The organism is Parafrankia sp. BMG5.11 (genome assembly GCF_004337455.1).
Genome location: NZ_SJXI01000018.1, coordinates 92,152 through 111,005 on the forward strand (window position 1 = coordinate 92,152; position 18,854 = coordinate 111,005).

Annotated in this window: 16 protein-coding genes and 1 tRNA gene; all 17 read left to right on the forward strand. The window is 67.8% G+C overall.

Features of this window, described 5'->3' with window-relative positions; translation table 11 throughout:
* Window positions 1-4: 4 nt before the first annotated feature.
* Complete coding sequence (gene mraY, locus E0504_RS14690) at window positions 5-1,075, forward strand: phospho-N-acetylmuramoyl-pentapeptide-transferase (protein ID WP_131624814.1); 1,071 nt, start codon at window positions 5-7, stop codon at window positions 1,073-1,075.
* Window positions 1,072-2,430, forward strand: a complete 1,359-nt coding sequence (murD, locus tag E0504_RS14695; protein WP_131624815.1) for a UDP-N-acetylmuramoyl-L-alanine--D-glutamate ligase — start codon at window positions 1,072-1,074, stop codon at window positions 2,428-2,430. Before mraY ends, murD begins: the two co-directional genes overlap by 4 nt.
* Window positions 2,427-3,650 carry an FtsW/RodA/SpoVE family cell cycle protein gene (locus tag E0504_RS14700; RefSeq protein ID WP_131624816.1) on the forward strand — a complete coding sequence of 408 codons (1,224 nt, stop codon included), beginning with the start codon at window positions 2,427-2,429 and terminating at the stop codon, window positions 3,648-3,650. The genes murD and E0504_RS14700 overlap by 4 nt, the downstream gene beginning before the upstream one ends.
* Window positions 3,647-4,825, forward strand: a complete 1,179-nt coding sequence (gene murG, locus E0504_RS14705; protein WP_131624817.1) for an undecaprenyldiphospho-muramoylpentapeptide beta-N-acetylglucosaminyltransferase — start codon at window positions 3,647-3,649, stop codon at window positions 4,823-4,825. The genes E0504_RS14700 and murG overlap by 4 nt, the downstream gene beginning before the upstream one ends.
* Window positions 4,822-6,240 (forward strand): UDP-N-acetylmuramate--L-alanine ligase, encoded by a 1,419-nt coding sequence (murC, locus tag E0504_RS14710; RefSeq protein WP_131624818.1) that lies wholly within the window; start codon window positions 4,822-4,824, stop codon window positions 6,238-6,240. Before murG ends, murC begins: the two co-directional genes overlap by 4 nt.
* A gap of 74 nt (window positions 6,241-6,314) precedes the next feature.
* On the forward strand, window positions 6,315-7,208 hold the full coding sequence (gene murB, locus E0504_RS14715; protein ID WP_131625004.1) for a UDP-N-acetylmuramate dehydrogenase: 894 nt from the start codon (window positions 6,315-6,317) through the stop codon (window positions 7,206-7,208).
* Window positions 7,178-8,152 (forward strand): D-alanine--D-alanine ligase, encoded by a 975-nt coding sequence (locus E0504_RS14720; protein WP_131624819.1) that lies wholly within the window; start codon window positions 7,178-7,180, stop codon window positions 8,150-8,152. The genes murB and E0504_RS14720 overlap by 31 nt, the downstream gene beginning before the upstream one ends.
* Entirely contained in the window at window positions 8,145-9,059 is a 915-nt protein-coding gene (locus E0504_RS14725) for a cell division protein FtsQ/DivIB (RefSeq protein WP_131624820.1), read from the forward strand. Before E0504_RS14720 ends, E0504_RS14725 begins: the two co-directional genes overlap by 8 nt.
* Entirely contained in the window at window positions 9,059-10,339 is a 1,281-nt protein-coding gene (gene ftsA / locus E0504_RS14730; protein WP_131625005.1) for a cell division protein FtsA, read from the forward strand. Before E0504_RS14725 ends, ftsA begins: the two co-directional genes overlap by 1 nt.
* 135 nt (window positions 10,340-10,474) lie before the next feature.
* The gene (ftsZ, locus tag E0504_RS14735) at window positions 10,475-12,172 is read left to right on the forward strand and encodes a cell division protein FtsZ (RefSeq protein WP_131624821.1); all 1,698 of its coding nucleotides are present in this window, start codon (window positions 10,475-10,477) and stop codon (window positions 12,170-12,172) included.
* Between the two features lie 70 nt (window positions 12,173-12,242).
* Window positions 12,243-14,042 carry an SPOR domain-containing protein gene (locus E0504_RS14740; RefSeq protein ID WP_131624822.1) on the forward strand — a complete coding sequence of 600 codons (1,800 nt, stop codon included), beginning with the start codon at window positions 12,243-12,245 and terminating at the stop codon, window positions 14,040-14,042.
* A gap of 152 nt (window positions 14,043-14,194) precedes the next feature.
* Window positions 14,195-14,704: a YbjN domain-containing protein gene (locus E0504_RS14745; protein WP_131624823.1), complete on the forward strand. Its 510-nt coding sequence runs from the start codon at window positions 14,195-14,197 to the stop codon at window positions 14,702-14,704.
* Between the two features lie 56 nt (window positions 14,705-14,760).
* Window positions 14,761-15,528, forward strand: coding sequence for a pyrroline-5-carboxylate reductase (locus E0504_RS14750; protein ID WP_207974391.1), 768 nt, complete (start codon window positions 14,761-14,763; stop codon window positions 15,526-15,528).
* Window positions 15,529-15,624: 96 nt separating this feature from the next.
* Window positions 15,625-16,368, forward strand: a complete 744-nt coding sequence (locus E0504_RS14755; RefSeq protein WP_131624825.1) for a Bax inhibitor-1/YccA family protein — start codon at window positions 15,625-15,627, stop codon at window positions 16,366-16,368.
* A gap of 162 nt (window positions 16,369-16,530) precedes the next feature.
* Complete coding sequence (locus tag E0504_RS14760) at window positions 16,531-17,424, forward strand: hypothetical protein (protein WP_207974392.1); 894 nt, start codon at window positions 16,531-16,533, stop codon at window positions 17,422-17,424.
* 95 nt (window positions 17,425-17,519) lie between these two features.
* Window positions 17,520-17,595 (forward strand) — tRNA-Ala (locus tag E0504_RS14765).
* Window positions 17,596-17,794: 199 nt separating this feature from the next.
* On the forward strand, window positions 17,795-18,853 hold the full coding sequence (gene obgE / locus E0504_RS14770; RefSeq protein ID WP_131624826.1) for a GTPase ObgE: 1,059 nt from the start codon (window positions 17,795-17,797) through the stop codon (window positions 18,851-18,853).
* Window position 18,854 lies beyond the last annotated feature (1 nt).

The window sequence follows — 18,854 nt, forward strand, 5'->3', positions numbered from 1 at the left end:
CCGAATGCTGTACTTGCTCGCCGAATGGATGGGTTTCGAGGGACTGTTTAACCTCGTCCGCTATCAAACCTTCCGCGCCGGCGCGACGCTGCTGACCGCGCTGCTGATCGGCCTCGTCATCGGGCCCAAGTTCATCGACATCCTGCGCGTGCGCCAGGGCAAGGGCCAGCCGATCCGCGAGGATGGGCCCGCCACGCACCTGGAAAAACGCGGCACACCGACAATGGGCGGGCTGATGATCCTCACCAGCCTGATGCTCGCGTCGCTGATCTGGATGGACTTGCGCAACCCGTTCATCTGGGCGTGCATCGCGGTGACACTGGGCTTTGGCGTGATCGGTTTCCTCGACGATTACGACAAGGTGCGTAAGGCGAGCCACAAGGGCGTGTCGGGCAAGGTGCGCCTGCTGCTGGAATTCATCGTCGCAGGTGTCGCCTCGTGGATCGTCGTCAGCCAGATCAACACGTTCCTCTATGTGCCGTTCATGGTCGGCATCGGCATTCCGCTGGGGCCGTTCTATTTTCTCTTCGCGGCGCTGGTGATGGTTGGCGCGGGCAATGCGGTGAACCTGACCGACGGGCTTGATGGGCTGGCGATCATGCCGGTGATCATCGCCAGCGGCACGTTCGCGATCATCGCCTATCTGGTGGGCCGGGCGGACTATTCAGCCTATCTTGGCATCCCGCACGTCGCGGGCGCGGGGGAGCTGGCCATATTCTGCACCGCGATCATGGGGGCGGGGCTCGCCTTCCTGTGGTTCAACGCGCCGCCGGCGGCGGTGTTCATGGGTGATACCGGCAGCCTGGCATTGGGCGGCGCGCTCGGCGCGATTGCCGTGGCAACGCACCACGAAGTCGTGCTGGCGGTGGTCGGCGGATTGTTCGTGTTCGAAGCTCTGTCGGTGATCATTCAGGTGTTCTGGTTCAAACGCACCGGCAAGCGGGTGTTCCGCATGGCGCCCATCCATCACCATTTCGAGCAGCTGGGCTGGAAGGAATCGACTGTCGTGATCCGGTTCTGGATCGTATCGATCGTGCTCGCCCTGCTTGGCCTGGCGACGTTGAAGTTGCGGTGATCACCAGTCCCGCCTTTGCCGGCAAGCGCTACGCCGTGCTGGGCCTTGCCCGCAGCGGGCTGGCGACGGTCGAGGCGCTGGTCGCCAGCGGCGCAGCTGTGACCGCGTGGGACCGGCAGGACAATGCGCGGGCGAAGGTCGATGCGGCCAACGTGCTGCTGGCCGATCCGCTGGAGATCGACCTCGCGGGCTACGACGGCGTGGTGATGTCGCCCGGCGTGCCGCTCAACACCCACCCGATCGCCGCGCGCGCCGCGCAGTTCGGCGTGCCGGTGATCGGCGACATCGAGCTGTTCGCGCTCGCCCGCCCAAGCCTGCCGCCGCACAAGGTGGTCGGCATCACCGGCACCAACGGCAAGAGCACCACCACCGCGCTGGTGCACCACATCCTTAAGACCGCCGGCGTGCCGACCACGATGGGCGGCAACATCGGCCTGCCGATCCTGGCGCAGGACCCGTTGCCAGAAGGCGGCGTGTATGTGCTGGAGCTGTCGAGCTATCAGATCGACCTGACGTTCTCCCTCGACTGCGACGTGGCGGTGTTGCTCAATGTTACCCCGGACCACCTGGATCGTTACGATAGTTTCGAGGCCTACGTGGCCAGCAAAGCTCGGCTGTTCGTATTACAGGACCCAGCGCATTACGGTCTCATCTCAACCAGTACAGAGCCAACAGAGCGCCTATTTGATCGATTTCCGCATGCCTGCCCAATCGATGCCGAACCCTGGCTCGATGAGCTCGACAAGTATCCGGCATTGAAAGGTCCTCACAATCTGGAGAACCTCGCGGCGGCTTCCTATGCTTGCGGGAGCACGCAAATTGGCGTGCGCGAACGCGACATCCACGAAGCCCTCCGCACCTTCGCCGGCCTTCCGCACCGCATGGAGCGCTTCGCGACCCACAACCGCGTGACGTTCGTCAACGACAGCAAGGCGACCAATCCCGACAGCTCGGCCCCCGCGCTCGCGGCCTATCCGCCGGAGGGCCACGGCCCGCGCGTCCACTGGATCGTCGGCGGGCTGCCCAAGGAAGACGGACTCGGCGCGACCGAGCAGCATCTCGCCAATGTGAAGGCCGCCTACACCATCGGCGAGGCCGGACCGCGCTTCGCGGAGTTGCTGGAGGGCCGGGTGCCGGTCACGCGCTCGGAGATGCTGTGCGAGGCGACCCGCCAGGCCATCGCCGCGGCCGAGCCGGGCGATGTCGTGCTGCTCTCGCCCGCCTGCGCCAGCTTTGACCAGTTCAAGGATTACGAGCAGCGCGGCGAGCGCTTCCGCCAGTTCGTCGAGGCCCTGACCGAGGACCCGGCCGCCGATCCCTGCGCCGTTCAAGGGCAAGGGGAGAAGGCGGCATGAACGAGCGGCCGTATATTCCCCGTGGCGGTGCCGCGGCGCCGGTGCAGGCGCGCTATCCCGCATCCCGCCGGGCGGAGATCAAGATCTGGTGGCGCGAAGTCGACCGCGTGCTGCTGGGCCTGATCCTGCTGCTGATGGCGATCGGCACCGCCGCGGTCGCCGCCGCCAGCCCGGCGAGCGCGCACCGGCTATCGACCCGCAATGTCGACCTGCCGGAACTGTATTTCTACTGGACCCACCTCAAGTGGCAGGCGCTCGGCCTCATCTTCCTGTTCGGCGCGTCCACCCTCAGCCGCGGGAACGCGCGCCGGCTGGGCATCGTGCTCGCCGCCGCGATGCTGTTTTTCCTCATGCTGATCCCCATCGTCGGCAGCGAGGTGAACGGGGCCAAGCGCTGGATCAACCTGGGCATCGCCGGGTTCCAGCCGTCCGAGTTCCTCAAGCCGGGTTTCGCTATCCTGCTCGCGTGGATCGTCAGCTGGCGCTTGCGCGATCCGCAGTTGCCGGTGCTGGCGACCGTCACCGGCGTGATGGTGCTGGTCGCGGCGCTGATGATGATGCAGCCCGATTTCGGCGGCACGATCCTGTTCGCGGGCGTATGGTTCACCATCGTGCTGCTGGCGGGCATCCCGCTGAAGCGGGTGGGGATCATGATGGGGGCGGGGCTTGCCGCGCTGACCGCGACGTATCTGCTGTACGACAACGCCCGCCATCGGATCGACGCGTTTCTGGGCGGAGGCACCGCGTTCGATCAGGTGGACCTTGCCAGCCGCACGCTGCTGGCCGGCGGCTGGACCGGCGCCGGGCTGTGGCTGGGCGTGCGCAAGATGAACCTGCCCGAGGCGCACACCGACTATATCTTCTCCGTCATCGGGGAAGAGTTCGGACTGATCGTCTGCGCCATCATCGTCCTGCTGTACCTTGCCATCATCGTCCGTGTGCTGACCCGGCTGGTGGATGAGGAAGACCTGTTCACCCTGCTCGCCGCCGCGGGCCTCACCGCGCAGATCGGCGGCCAAGCGTTCATCAACATCCTGGTGAACCTGCAGCTGTTTCCGTCCAAGGGCATGACGTTGCCGCTGGTAAGTTACGGCGGATCGTCGACCATCGCGGTGTGCCTTGCCGTCGGGCTGCTGCTGGCGCTGACGCGGCGCAACCCGTTCCTGTATCGCCAGACGCCGGGGCTCAAGGCGCTGATCACCAAGGAGTTGCAGGCGTGACCGGAGCGACGCGCCACTACGTCCTGGCGGCAGGCGGAACCGGGGGGCACCTGATCCCCGCCTTCGCGCTGGCGGCCGAGCTGCACCAGCGCGGGCATCACGTCGCGCTGGTGACGGACGCGCGCGGGGCGAAGCTGCCCGGCAAGCCCGACTTCCTGCCCGCGCACGTCATCCCTGCCGGCCGGTTCGGCAAGAACCCGCTCAAGTGGCCGCAGGCGATCTCCGCCATCTTGGAAGGGCGGCGCATGGCGCTGCGGCTGTTCGACAGCTTCCAGCCGAGTGCGGTTGTCGGGTTTGGCGGGTATCCCGTGTTCCCCGCGCTGCTCGCGGCGTCGGCCGCGCAGGTTCCCAGCGTGATCCACGAACAGAACGCGGTGCTCGGCCGCGTGAACCGCGTCTTTGCCGGGCGCGTGGACGCCATCGCCACCGCATATCCCGAAATCGCGCGGCTTTCGCCCAAACACTCCGGCAAGGTTCACCTCGTCGGCAATCCCGTCCGCGCCGAGGTGCTGGACTTGCGCGACGCGCCGTTCCCCGCGTTCACCGCCGATGGCCTGTTGCGGGTGCTTGTCACCGGCGGCAGCCAGGGCGCGCGGGTGCTCAGCGAGGTGGTGCCCGATGGCCTCGCCATGTTGCCCCCCGCGCTGCGCCAGCGGCTGCAGGTCACCCAGCAATGCCGCGCGGAAGACCTCGAGGCGGTGCGCGCGCGGTATCGCAGCCACGATATTCCGGCGGAACTCGGCACCTATTTCGAGAATATGGCCGAACGGCTCGCCGATGCGCACCTGTTCATCGGCCGCGCCGGGGCGAGCACGATCGGCGAACTGACCGCCGTGGGCCGCCCGGCGATCCTGGTGCCGCTGCCGATCGCGACCGACGACCACCAGGCGGCCAACACGCGCGAAATGGTCAAGGCCGGCGGCGCGCGGATGATCCGGCAGGACAAGTTCACTGCCAAGGAACTCGCCAAGCAGATCCAGGCGCTCGCCCAGCGGCCAGAGACGCTGGCGACCGCCGCGCACGGCGCATGGAACTGCGGCCGGCCCAAGGCGGTCCAGGATCTCGCCGATCTGGTCGAAAGCTTTGGCGGGGCCGAGCTGATGGACGTCATCCGCCTGAGCGACGAAGCGTCGGCGCCGGCAACGGCTTCGGCCCCGCGGGAGGCGCTGGCATGAAAGGCGTTCCGACCGACATCGGCACGATCCATTTCGTCGGCATCGGCGGGATCGGCATGTCCGGCATTGCCGAGGTGATGAACAACCTCGGCTACAGCGTGCAAGGTTCGGACTTGTCCGACAGCGCCAGTGTCGAGCGGTTGCGCGCGCGCGGTATTCCGGTGATCATCGGTCACGCGGGCGAGAACGTCGCCGGCGCGGCGGTGGTGGTCATCTCCACCGCGGTGAAGCGCACCAACCCCGAAGTCGCGGCCGCGCTCGAACGGCGCATCCCGGTGGTGCGCCGCGCGGAAATGCTGGCCGAGCTGATGCGGCTCAAGAACACCGTCGCGGTGGCGGGCACTCACGGCAAGACCACCACCACCAGCATGGTCGCGGCGCTGCTTGACGCGGGCGGGATCGACCCCACCGTGATCAACGGCGGGGTGATCGAGCAGTACGGTTCCAACGCCCGGCTGGGCGACAGCGACTGGATGGTGGTGGAAGCCGACGAGAGCGACGGCAGCTTCCTGCGATTGGACGGCACGATCGCGGTGGTCACCAACATCGACCCCGAACACCTCGACCATTACGGCGATTTCGACACCGTGCGCCGGGCGTTCGTGGAGTTCATTCACAATGTCCCGTTCTACGGCGCGGCGGTGCTGTGCATCGATCACCCCGAAGTGCAGGCGCTGATCGGTCAGGTTCGCGACCGGCGGGTGGTCACGTACGGCTTCTCGCCCCAGGCTGACGTCGGCGCGGAGAACGTGCGGCCCGATGGCGGCGGCAACCTGTTCGACGTGGTCATTCGGCGGCTGGGCGAGGAAGACCGGCGGATCGCCGATGTGCGGTTGCCGATGCCGGGCCGGCACAACGTGCAGAACGCGCTCGCCGCGATCGCGGTGGCGATCGAAATGACGTGCCCCGATGCGACCATCCGCACCGGCTTTGCGCAGTTCGGCGGGGTGCAGCGGCGTTTCACCAAGGTGGGCGAGGTGGCCGGGGCCACCATCATCGACGATTACGCCCATCACCCGGTGGAAATCCGCGCGGTGCTGTCGGCCGCGCGCGAAAGCGCCGGGGCGACCGGCGGGCGGGTCATCGCGGTGGTCCAGCCGCACCGGTTCACCCGGCTGCGCGACCTGATGGATGACTTCCAGAGCGCCTTCAACGACGCTGACCGGGTTTACGTGACGCCGGTCTACACCGCGGGGGAGGAACCGATCGCGGGCGTCGATGCGGCGGCTCTGGCGACGGGGCTGCAACTGCGCGGGCATCGGGCTGCCTCGACCGTGGCGGACAAGGAGCACCTCGCGCGCGAACTGCGCGGCGAACTGGCGGCGGGTGATGTGGTGGTCTGCCTGGGCGCGGGCGACATCACCAGGTGGGCCGCGGGCCTTGCCGATGCGGTGCGGCTGGAGCAGGCCGCGTGAGCCGCGTTCAACCGGGCGAAGTGCCGCGCTGGCGGCTGCCGGTGGCGCCGTTCTCGGCAATCGAGGAGGCCGTGGTGCGGCCGCTCGCGGTCGGGCAGGTGCGCGGCAAGCTGACCCCGAACGTCCCGCTGGCGCCCTATGTCTGGTTCAAGACCGGCGGCAAGGCGGACTGGTTGTTCGAGCCGGCCGACCTGGAGGACCTGCAGGAATTCCTTTCCCGCCTCGATGGCGAAATGCCGGTTATGGCGCTGGGGCTCGGTTCCAACCTGATCGTGCGCGACGGCGGTGTGCCGGGGGTGGTCATCCGGCTCGGCAAGGCGTTCGCCACGGTGGAAGCGCGGCGCGACAAGGTGCTGGAATGCGGCGGCGGGGCCAGCGGCATCCTGGTTTCGTCCAAAGCGCGCGACGCCGGTGTTGCAGGGGTCGAGTTCCTCCGCGGCATCCCCGGCACCGTCGGCGGGTTCGTGCGGATGAATGGCGGCGCTTACGGGCGCGAAGTGAGCGACGTGCTGATCGACTGCGACGTGATCCTGCCCACGGGCGAGTTCGTCACGCTGCCCGCGCGCGATCTCGACTATTCCTATCGTCATTCCAACCTGCCCGAAGGCGCGGTGGTGGTCGCCGCGCGCTTCCAGGGACGGGAGGGCGTTCCCGCCGAGATCGGCGAGGAGATGGACAAGATCGCCGCCGCGCGCGAGGCGAGCCAGCCGCTGCGCACCAAGACCGGCGGTTCGACCTTCAAGAACCCGCCCGACGGCAAGGCCTGGACTCTGGTCGACGAAGCCGGTTGCCGCGGACTGACGGTCGGCGGCGCGCAGGTGAGCGAGAAACACACCAATTTTCTGATCAACACCGGCGACGCGACGAGCGCCGATATCGAGGGTCTGGGCGAAGAAGTGCGACGGCGGGTGTATGCAAAGAGCGGGGTGACGCTCGAATGGGAAATCCAGCGGGTTGGCCGACCGTGAGCTATCACGTCGCAGTCCTGATGGGCGGCTGGGCCAACGAGCGTCCGGTCAGCCTGATGAGCGGCGAAGGGGTCGCGAAGGCGCTCGAGGCGCGGGGGCACCGCGTCACCCGGATCGACATGGATCGCACCGTCGCCGCGCGCATCGCCGAAGCTGCGCCCGATGTCGTGTTCAACGCGCTCCACGGCGTGCCGGGGGAAGACGGCACGGTGCAGGGCATGCTCGACCTGATGGGCGTGCCTTACACGCACTCCGGCCTCGCCACGTCGGTGATCGCGATCGACAAGGAGCTGACCAAGAACGCGCTGGTCCCTCATGGCGTGCCGATGCCGGGCGGGCGGATCGTCGACAGCGCGGGCTTGCACGACAAGGACCCGCTGGCGCGGCCATACGTGCTGAAGCCGGTCAACGAAGGCAGCTCGGTCGGGGTGGCGATCGTCACCGAGACGAGCAACTACGGCAACCCCATCCGCCGCGATGCCGCCGGGCCCTGGCAGGAATTCGCGCAGTTGCTGGCCGAACCGTACATTCGCGGGCGCGAACTGACGGTGGCGGTGCTCGACGAGGCGGACGGTCCGCGCGCGCTAGCGGTGACCGAGCTGGTGCCCAAGTCCGGCTTCTACGATTTCGACGCGAAGTACACCGAGGGCATGACCGAGCACGTCTGTCCCGCGCAGCTGCCGCCGCGGATCGAGGAGTTGTGCAAGGGTTACGCCGTGCAGGCGCACACGCTGCTCGGCTGTCGCGGCTGCAGCCGTACCGACTTTCGCTGGGATGACGAGCAGGGCGAGGCCGGCCTGTTCGTGCTCGAAACCAACACGCAGCCGGGGATGACTCCGCTGTCGCTGGTACCCGAGCAGGCGAAGTACTGCGGGATGAGTTACGAGGACCTGGTCGAGGCGCTGGTTGCAGAAGCGCTGAGCCGGGGGGCGAAGTATGGCTGAAACGATCAACCGCAAGGCTAAGGGTGTGCGCCGGTCGGCGGCCGCGCGCAGCCGGGCCGATACCGCGCGCAAGGCGAAGGCCAAGACCACCGGCGCGGTCGGCGGGGCGATGGCGCTGCTGCCGTTCACCGAAGAACAGCTGCACAAGGTGTTCCTGGCGATGATTCTGGGCGGGGCGGCGGCGCTGGCTTGGTTTGTCGCCAGCTTGGCCGGAGTGCCCGCGCTGGCGCAGGCGCAAGTCGCTTCACTGGCAGCCGATGCTGGGTTCGAGGTGCGCCGGGTCGAAGTGACCGGCGTTGACCGGATGAACGAGCTCAAGGTTTACGAGCGCGTGCTTGCAGAGCGCGACCGGCCGATGCCTTCCGTCGAACTGGACGCCATCCGCGCCGATCTGCTGGCGCTGTCTTGGGTGGCGGACGCGCGGGTCAGCCGGCAGTTGCCCGATACGCTGATGGTAGACGTGGTCGAGCGTACGCCGCGCGCGGTGCTGAGGAAGCCGGACAAGCTGGTCCTGATCGACGGCACCGGACACGAACTGGAGCCGATCACCCCGGCCAACGCCAAGAGCATGCTGGTCGTCACCGGCCCCGGCGCGGCGCGCCAGGTGGCGGCGCTCGACGATCTGCTGGAAGCGGCTCCCGCGCTCAAGCCCCAGGTTGCCGAGGCGGAATGGGTGGGTAACCGGCGCTGGAACCTGACCTTCAAGACCGGTCAGGTGCTCGCGCTGCCGCACGGGGACCAGGAACCGGCCGGCGCGCTGGTGCAATTCGCCCGGCTCGATGGGGTCAACCGCTTGCTGGGGGGCAAGGTCGCCGCGTTCGACATGCGCGCGCCCGACCGCATCTACATGCGCATCCCGGGCCGCTCGGGAGCCAAGGCGCTCGAAGCCGCGAAGGGAGCCGAATGATGGGTCTGCCCCGCATCGCCAAGGTGTTCGGCGCGGTCAACGTCGGTAGTTTTCGCATCTCGGCCATGATCATGGGCTTGTCCGAGACGGGCGAGATGATCGTCCTGGGATCGGGCAACCGGCAAAGCCAGGGGATCAAGCGCGGTTATGTCACCGACATGGCTGCGGCGACCTACGCCATTCGCGATGCGGTGGAGCGGGCGGAGAAGAACGCCGGCACCAGCATCTCCAGCGTGTGGGTCGGGTGCGCGGGCGCCGGACTGGCGAGCCGGGTGGCCAAGGTCGAGATCGACATCGGCGGCCGGCGGATCGAGGAAGACGATATCGAGCACCTGCTGGTCGCCGCGCGCGACAGCATCCAGCCCGACGGGCGGATGGTGCTCCACGCGCAGCCGGCACACTACACGCTCGATGGAGCGCATGGGGTCGCCAATCCACGCGGTCTCCATTCCGAACGGCTGGGCGTCGATGTCCACGTGATGCTGGCCGACGGCGCGCCGATCCGCAATTTGATCGAGGCGGTGCAGAACGCGCACCTCGACGTCGAAGCCGTGGTGGCGGCGCCGATCGCCGCGGGGCACGCCTGCCTCAGCCCCGAGGAACGCGAGCTGGGCACCGCGCTGGTCGAGATCGGCGGCGAGGTGACCAACGTGGCGCTCTACGCCGGCGGGATGTTGCTGGGGCTGACCGCGATCCCGTTCGGATCGTCGGACATTACCGACGCCATCGCATCCGCGTTCGGCATCCGCCGGTTCCAGGCGCAGCGCCTGAAAAGCCGCTATGGTTCGGCGATCGCCTCGCCCAGCGATTACAAGGACATGGTGCCGGTGAACGGGCCGGGGGACGAGGCGGGCGGGCCTGCCGCGCGCGGCGCGGACGACAAGAACCGGGTCGCGCGGGCCGAACTGATCTCCATCATCACCGAACAGTTGGCCCGCCTGTCGGACGAGGTCGGCCGCGCGCTGAAAAGCATGGGCTTCACCGGGGCCAAGGGCGGGCAGGTGGTCGTCACCGGCGGCGGTGCCGAACTGGCGGGGATCGCCGAATACTTGCAGAGCGCGCTCGGCCGGCCGGTGCGGATCGGCAAGCCACCGGCCTTGCGGGGACTGGGCGAAGCGAACGCCAGTCCCAGCTTCGTGACCCTGGCGGGCCTGTGCCTGTACGCCGCCGATGACCCGGTGGACATCCGCGCCGTCGGTCGCCAGCACACTCCGACCGTCCGCTATTCCGGGCTCGGCGTCGCCACCCGGGTGTGGCGCGCGATGCGAGAATACTTTTGAAGTGACTTTGCGCTTGAACTATCGGCCGTTAACCGTTGTGGATAAGGGCGGGAAAACCATCCCTGCGCACCCAGGTTTGTGCCAAGCTGCGTTACGAATTTGTCAAATTGATCCCAATCTTCCGAGGGAAGCCACATGAGCATCAACATCGGTCCCCCCGCCACTGACGACCTGCGCCCCAAGATCATGGTGATCGGGGTGGGCGGCGCTGGCGGCAACGCGATCGCCAACATGATCGACGCGCAGATCGAGGGCGTGGACTTCATCGTCGCCAACACCGATGCGCAGGCGCTGGGCAACTCCTCGGCCAGCAAGCGCATCCAGCTGGGCCCCGACATCACTGGTGGCCTGGGTGCCGGCGCGCGGCCCGAAGTGGGCAAGGCGGCAGCGGAAGAGACCGTGGCCGAGCTTGAAGACGCACTGGAAGGCGTCAACATGTGCTTCATCGCAGCCGGCATGGGCGGCGGCACGGGCACCGGCGCGGCGCCGGTGATCGCCGAGGCGGCGCGGCGCAAGGGCGTGCTGACGGTGGGCGTGGTGACCAAGCCGTTCCTGTTCGAAGGGACGCGCCGGATGCGCGCGGCCGAACAGGGCATCGACGAACTGCAACGCCATGTCGACACGCTGATCGTGATCCCCAACCAGAACCTGTTCCTGGTCGCCAAAGCGGAAACCACCTTCAAGGAAGCGTTCGGCCTGGCCGACGAAGTGCTTCAGCAAGGCGTCCGTTCGATCACCGATCTCATGGTCATGCCGGGTCTCATCAACCTCGATTTCGCCGACGTGCGTTCGGTGATGCAGGAGATGGGCAAGGCGATGATGGGCACGGGCGAGGGCGAGGGCGAGAACCGCGCGCTCGAGGCTGCCGAACGGGCCATCGCCAACCCGCTGCTCGACGGAGTCAGCATGGCCGGCGCCAAGGGGGTAATCATCTCGATCATCGGCGGCGAAGACATGAAGCTGCTCGAAGTCGACGAGGCGGCGAACCACATCCGCGAGCTGGTGGACGAGGACGCGAATATTATCTGGGGTTCGGCCTTCAATCCCGACCTGCAGGGCAAGATTCGCGTCTCGGTGGTCGCCACCGGGATCGATGGGACCGGCGAAGTGGCCATGAACCAGCCACGCACGTTCGCGCTTGGCGGCGGTCGCGCGCCCAAGCGCCCGGTGCTCGAACTGCCCGAGGAAGACGAGTTCGAGCTGCCCGCCGAAGCCGAGATCGCGGACGAGCCGCAGAGCGCGCAGGTCGCCAGCGAGGAGCGTCAACCGCTCGACCAGGGCACCAGCTTCGCTGACGACGAGGACGAGACCGGCGAGGAATACGGCGACGATGTCGACGGGATCGTCGATCCGCTGGCGGGCCTGCGCAACGACGAGGCCGATACGTACCAGCCAGCGCCGCAAGGCTATGGCGCGGCCGAAACAGAAGCGGATGACGAAGACCTGTGGCTGACCGACGGCAAGGCCGCAGCGGGAGAGCCGCGTCAGGAAGCGGACAATTCCACCACGCAGGATGATCTGCTGCTCAATGCCGATCGGTTGGCCGAGCAGGACGAGCCGGTGCGCACGATGCTGGGCGGCGGACGCCGGCGCGGATTGGTCTCGGGCGATGCCGGCGGGGCAGCCGCTGGTGGTAGCGCGTCTGCTGGCGGTGGCGCCGGTGGCGGCTCGGGCGGGAGCTCTGGCGCCGGCAGCACGCTGTTCGAGCGGATGGCGAACCTCTCGCGCGGCGGGAGCCGCCCGTCGGATGACGAGGATGAGGGTGAAGAGGACGACAATGGTTCTGCTTCGCTGTCGATCCCGCGTTTCCTTGGCCGGCAGAACAATCAGTAACGCGGTGTCCTGCCGGCCAGCGGGCGCGTTCCGCGCGCGTTCAGCCAGGGCCGGATAGGGTACGCAACCTATGTCGGTTCGCAAGATATCAGGTCTGACCTGCGCAGCAGCGCCGCTTCTGGCGGCTTTGCCGTGGGTTCTCGGCAGCGGCGCGGTGAGCGCGCAGGATTATGCGGTGGTCCAGCCACTGCCCCCGCCGGCAGTCAGTGACCTCAGGTCGGCGCTCGGGCGGTTGGCGCGCAGCCCGGCGGATTTCGACGCGTTGATTGCGGCGGGCAAGGCCTCGCTCGCGCTGGGCGATGTGGACGCGGCAACCGGATTTTTCAGCCGCGCCGATGCGATCCGCCCGGGGGATGCCCGCGTTAGGGCAGGCTTGGCGGCGGCGAACCTGCGCTCTGACAGACCGATTGAGGCTCTGCAGTTGTTCGAGCAGGCAGTGGCGGCCGGGGCGCTCCCGGCGACGGTCGCCGGCGATCGCGGGCTCGCCTACGATCTGGTTGGCGACAACGCTTCGGCCCAGGCGCAGTACCGCATGGCGCTCGCCCTGGGCCCTGACGCTGAGGTCAGCCGTCGGCTGGGACTGAGCCTGGCGATCTCGGGCGACAAGAGGGGCTTCGAAGCGACCCTGCTGCCTCTGCTGCAACGCCGCGACTTTGCCGCCTACCGCGCACGCGCCTTCGGCCTTGCCATCCTGGGTGAGGAGCAGGAGGCGGTGTCGATCGTCGAGGCGGTGATGCCGCGCGATCTTGCCAACAGGATCAAGCCGTACCTGTCCTACATGCCCCGGCTGACCCGCGCGCAGCAGGCGGCGACCGGCAACCTCGGCGCTTTTCCCAAGGCAGCGCAGATCGGCCGCGACGATCCGCGGTTTGCGCAGCTGGCCGGGGTTCAGCCCGCTCCGCCAAACCAGGCCGGTGACAGCCGCCTGACGCCGAGGGGCCAGCCGCTCGGGCCCAGGGTCGCGGTCGCCAGTCCGCCCCCCGCTCGCACCACGGCGGCCGAGCGGCGGCGCCAGCGCGCAAGCTCTACCGGCCCCACCAGCCTTGCCGAACGCGCGGCGGAAGCGAGAGCTGCCAGGGACGCAAGGCGAGCCCAGCCGCCCGTCAGGATCACGCAAGCCGCGCCGCCGGCTGCGACGGTGGTGCAGCGGCCCGCGCCGCCGCCTCCGGTCGTGCGAGCCGCCGCGCCACCGCCGCCACCGCCGCCGCCGCCACCGCCGCCCCCACCACCACCGCCGCCCCCAGTTACAGCGCCTGTCATCCAGTTGCCTGAGCCGCAGCCGGTGGTCGTGATGCAGTTGCCCGCGTCCACGGCGGCGCCGGGGTTCGACCTGGCGCAGGTTCAGGGGCCATCGGCGGCGCAACCCTCGCAAGCAGGGCTCGTGCAAGCGGCCGCGACCGCTCCCGCCGTCGCGCCGATCCCGGACGACGTGACCGTGGCCGATGCCTTCGCCGACCTGTTCAACGCCAACGGCGTCACCGCGCCCGCGGCAGGCGCGGTCGACATCACCGCGATCAAGCCCAGGCGCGAGGCGGTGCAGGTGGCCCGGGCCGAACCGGTCAAGGCGGCACCGCCGCCGCCCCCCGCGCCAAAACCCAAGGTGCCGAGCCGCGTGTGGGTGCAGGTCGCCACGGGCAAGGATCTGAAGGCGCTCGGCTTCGACTGGCGCAAGTTCGCGAAGAAATCACCCGCGCTGCTCGGCAAGCGCGATGCCTACACCGCGAAATGGGGCGAGACCCGCCGGCTGGTCACCGGACCGTTCGATTCGGCCAAGGCGGCCAACACGTTCGTGTCCGACCTGAAGAAAGCCGGGATCGACGCGTTCGTGTTTACCAGCGATGCTGGCGAGGATGTCGCCCCGCTCAAATGAGCGCGCGGGCGGGCGGGGCGCTCTCCACCGCTTTTGCACAGGCTGTGAACAGGGTTATCGGTTTGTCCCCAGCCGTTAACCTCGTCCGCATTGCGAGCCATTCCAGGCCCCGCCAATCACCGGGCAAGAAAAAGGACGGGACGCGCGACGCTATGAGAACCGAGCACGAAGACTACAGCCAGGCCGGCGACGACGCCGCCCCCGTCGACATGCTCGCCGCGCTGTTCGAAGCGCGGGGCTGGTCGCACGAGGTCGTCTCGCCGGAAGAGATTTCGGGCGAGGTGCAGGGTGCCTGGGCCAATTACCAGCTGCGCGCCATCTGGCGCACCGAGGACAACGTGCTGCAGTTGCTCTGCCTGCCCGACGTTCGCGTGACCGAAACCAAGCGCAGCGCCGCGCACGAGTTGCTGGCGCTGGTGAATGAACAGCTATGGCTGGGGCATTTCGACGTGTGGTCACAAGGCGGGATGCTGGTCTATCGCCATGGCCTGCTGTTGGGCGACGACGGGCTGCTGAGCCTCAGCCAGGCGCAGGGGCTGGTGGAAACCGCGGTCGACGAATGCGATCGGTTCTATCCCGCGTTCCAGTTCGTCCTGTGGGGCGACAAGAGCCCCCGCGATGCGCTCGCCAGTGCGATGGTCGACGCCGACGGAGAAGCCTGATCGGACAGCCCGCCATGACCGACCCGTCATCGATCCTGATCGCGGGATACGGCGCCATGACGTCGGCGATGGTCGAAGGCTGGCTGAAAGCGGGCGTTCCGGCGGACACTTTCACCGCATACGGTCCGCGGCCCAAACACGTGCCCGCCGGGATGCGTTTCGTGACCGAATTGCCGAACGGGCGGTTCGACCTGGTCGTGCTGGGCTTCAAGCCGCAAATGCTGGGGGAGGCTGGCCCGCCGCTCGAGCCACTCGCCGGGCCTGACACCGCGCTGGTGTCGGTTCTCGCAGGGGTCGAGCTTGCCAGCCTCGCGCGGATGTTCCCCCGCGTAGGCGCCATTGTCCGGATGATGCCAAACCTGGCAGCTGCCCTCGGCAAGTCGCCGATCGCGTTGGTGGCAGAGGGGCTGACCGCCAGTCAGCGGGACGTTGTCACCTCGCTGGCCGATCACCTTGGCGGAGCGGAGTGGCTGGGGGACGAAAGCCAGTTCGAACTGGTGACCGCGCTGGCGGGATCAGGCCCGGGGTTCGTCTACCGCTTCATCAAAGCGCTGGCCGCTGCCGCAGCCGAACTGGGGCTCGATGCTTCCCAGGCTGAGCGGCTGGCGGTGAAGATGGTCGAAGGCGCTGGCGCTCTCGCCGCGGCCTCGCCCCTGTCGCCCGGAGATCTGGCCCGCCGCGTCGCCAGTCCCGGTGGCATGACGCAGGCCGGGCTCGACGTGCTTGACGCGGATCAGGCACTGGCGCGGTTGCTGGGTGAAACCTTGCGCGCTGCGCGTGATCGGGGTCGGGACATGGGGCGTGAAGCCCGAGACGAGGGTTAACGCCGCAGCGTCCGGTTTTCCTTGAATAGAGTGCGCAAAGTCCCGATATTGTTGTCACCGGCTTGTCGTTGCTCGGCGCCGGAATGGAGATTGTAAATGGCTGATTACAACGATCCCCGCGCGGGCACCACGGGCTTGGGGGCCGGCTTCGGCTCCGTTCCGCGCGCCGGTGGGCAGGTCGTGTTCGACGCAGGGCTGCGCAAGCACATGCTGTCGATCTACAACTACATGACCAGCGGGGTGCTGCTGACCGGCATCGTCGCTCTGCTGACGTTCAACTCCGGCCTGGCGGTGACGTTCGCCAGTGGTCCGTTGATGTGGATCGTCGCGCTGTCGCCGCTCGCGATCGTGTTCGCGATGAGCTTCGGCGCGAACCGCTTCAGCAAGAGCACGCTGCAGATCATGTTCTGGGCCTTTGCGGCGCTGATGGGCCTGTCGCTGTCCACGATCTTCCTGCGCTTCACTGGCACGTCGATCGCGGTCACGTTCTTCGCCACGGCGGCGGCGTTCGCCGGTCTGAGCCTGTACGGCTACACCACCAGCAAGAGCTTGAGCGGCTTCGGCACGTTCCTGATCATGGGCGTGGTCGGTCTGCTGGTAGCGATGGTCGCAAACATGTTCATCCAGAGCCCGGCCCTGATGTACGCCATCAGCGCGATCGGGGTGCTGATCTTCGCCGGTCTGACCGCCTACGATACGCAGCGGCTCAAGAATGAGTACGCAGTTCTTCGGGGTACCGAATTCGCTGGCAAGGCGATCGTGCTCGGCGCGCTGACGCTCTATCTCGACTTCATCAACATGTTCCAGTTCCTGCTCAGCTTCATGGGCAACCGCGAATAATCGCACGCAGGACTCGCTTCATCGTGCCCGGGGTGCACAGGACCATCAACCTGGCGCCCCGGGCATTTTCTTTGCCTGCCTAAGGCGATAGGGCGCCAGACGCTTCAGGCACGCGAAAGGCGGCGCGTGCCACGAAGCGGGGAACAGGAGGGCCGCGGCCGCATGCTTTTGATGTCACCGATGCGTATTCGAATGGTTTCGCTGGCCACCGGGCTGGCCGTGCTCGGCGCGTGCAAGACCACCCCGCCGCCGCCGCCCCCGCCGCCCCCGCCGCCCCCGCCGGTGGAGGTCATTCCCTATCGGCCGCTGCCCCCCGGCGGCGCGACGTACGTGATGAATATTCCGGGTCGGGGCGCCGACGGGCAGCGCCTGACGGTCCTCAAGAACCTGACCGACGACCAGCGTCTGTGGTACTTCCGCTCGGCGTGGAACGTCGCTGCGCTCAATTGCATCCAGCCGGAGGACGCGCCAATCCTCGATGGCTATCGGACGTTCCTAACGAGCAACGCCAAGACCCTGACGGCGACGAATCAGCGCCTCGACCGGACTTACCAGAAGGATTTCCCCGGCCGGAACGTTGGCATCGCCGAGCGTGAGCGGCAGATGACCATCGTGTACAACTACTTCGCGCTGCCCCCGGTACGCGCGGAGTTCTGCCAGGCGGCTCGGCAGGTCGCGGCGGCTCAGGCGGCCATGGCTAGCCCGGATGCCGCTGCGCTGGCCGCGGCGAACTTCGGGCAGTTCGAAACGCCGTTCGAGAACTTCTTCAACGAGTACGAGCAATACCAGCGCGATTCCGCTGCTTGGGATACCCAGTACGGCGCGCGCTACGGCGCCTCACAGCCCGGTTACGTGGCGGTGCAGACCGCTCGTCTCCAGGCGGTGCCCCAGGCGGGCGTCAGCGATCCAGCGGCCACCACGCTCCAGCCGCTTGGCCAGGCGGGCGCGGTGACAGATCCCGAGACGGGCGCTTCCATCCCGGTGGTACCGGTGCCCCAGGATGGCCAGTCCACGCCGGTCGTGCAGCCAGTACCGGATTCGGACGGGAAGCCATAAGCCGCACCGCATACAAAGGTCTTTTCTTGCCGGACGCGGTTCGCTAAGCGCCGCGCTCTTCGCGGGGATTGCCGGTGCGAGGAAGAAACTGGAACGGGGCCGTAGCTCAGCTGGGAGAGCGCGTCGTTCGCAATGACGAGGTCAGGGGTTCGATCCCCCTCGGCTCCACCAGTTTCGCTCCGCCACTGACTGCCCCGGCACGGACCTGCAGACGCAGCTTCATTCCGCTTGCCGCGTTCGCGACCGAAGGGTCGCGGTGCGGGTTCTCGACATTCGCCATTCCGGGCTCGCCCAGAGCCCCTTCCTGACCCATCTGGGCGCATGAAGCACGCGCGCGACATTTGGGCCGCAGTCGGCTAGTTACCAAACTATGCATTTCCTCGATCAGGCCAAAATCTATCTGAAATCCGGTGCCGGCGGCCCCGGCGCCGTGTCGTTCCGGCGCGAGAAGTATGTCGAGTACGGCGGCCCGGATGGCGGCAACGGCGGCAAGGGCGGCGATATCGTGCTGGTCGCGGTCGCTGGCCTCAATACCCTGATCGATTTTCGCTACACCCAGCACTTCAAGGCCGCGCGCGGCGGACACGGGATGGGCAAGGACCGGACCGGCGCCTCCGCTCCCGATCTGGTGATCGAGGTGCCGGTGGGCACCCAGGTGCTTTCTGAGGACAAGGACGAGGTGCTCGCCGATTTCACCGAGATCGGGCAGCGGATCGTCCTGCTGGAAGGCGGCATGGGTGGCCGCGGCAACGCCAGCTACAAGACCAGCACCAATCGCGCCCCGCGCCAGCATCAGCCCGGCATTCCGTCGGAAGAGATGTGGGTCTGGCTGCGGCTGAAACTGCTGGCGGACGTGGGGCTGGTGGGTCTGCCGAACGCAGGCAAGAGCACTTTCATCAACCAGGTGTCGAACGCGCAGGCAAAGGTGGGCGATTATGCCTTCACCACGCTGGTGCCGAAGCTGGGCGTGGTGCGCCACCGCGGGCGGGAATTCGTGCTGGCCGACATTCCGGGCCTGATCGAAGGCGCTGCCGAGGGCGCGGGCATCGGCGACCGGTTCCTGGGCCATATCGAACGGTGCCGGGTGCTGATCCATCTGATCGACATCGGCGGGGTCGACCCGGTCGAGGCGATGCAGGTGGTCGAGGAAGAGCTCGCCGCTTATGGCGAAGGGCTGGAGGACAAGGCGCGGCTGGTGGCGCTCAACAAGATCGATCTCGCCGACGCGGAGCTGGCGGAAGACTACGCCAAGGAGCTGCGCGCGGCCGGGGCGGACGACGTTTTTCCGATCTCCGGCGCGACCGGGGCCGGGGTCGAGCGCCTGCTCGATGCGGTGCTAGGATACCTGCCCGACCGGACCGCGACCGAGACCAAGGGCAACGAGGTCGAGGACGTGCCCGAAGACGGTGGGAACTGGTCCCCTATCTAGC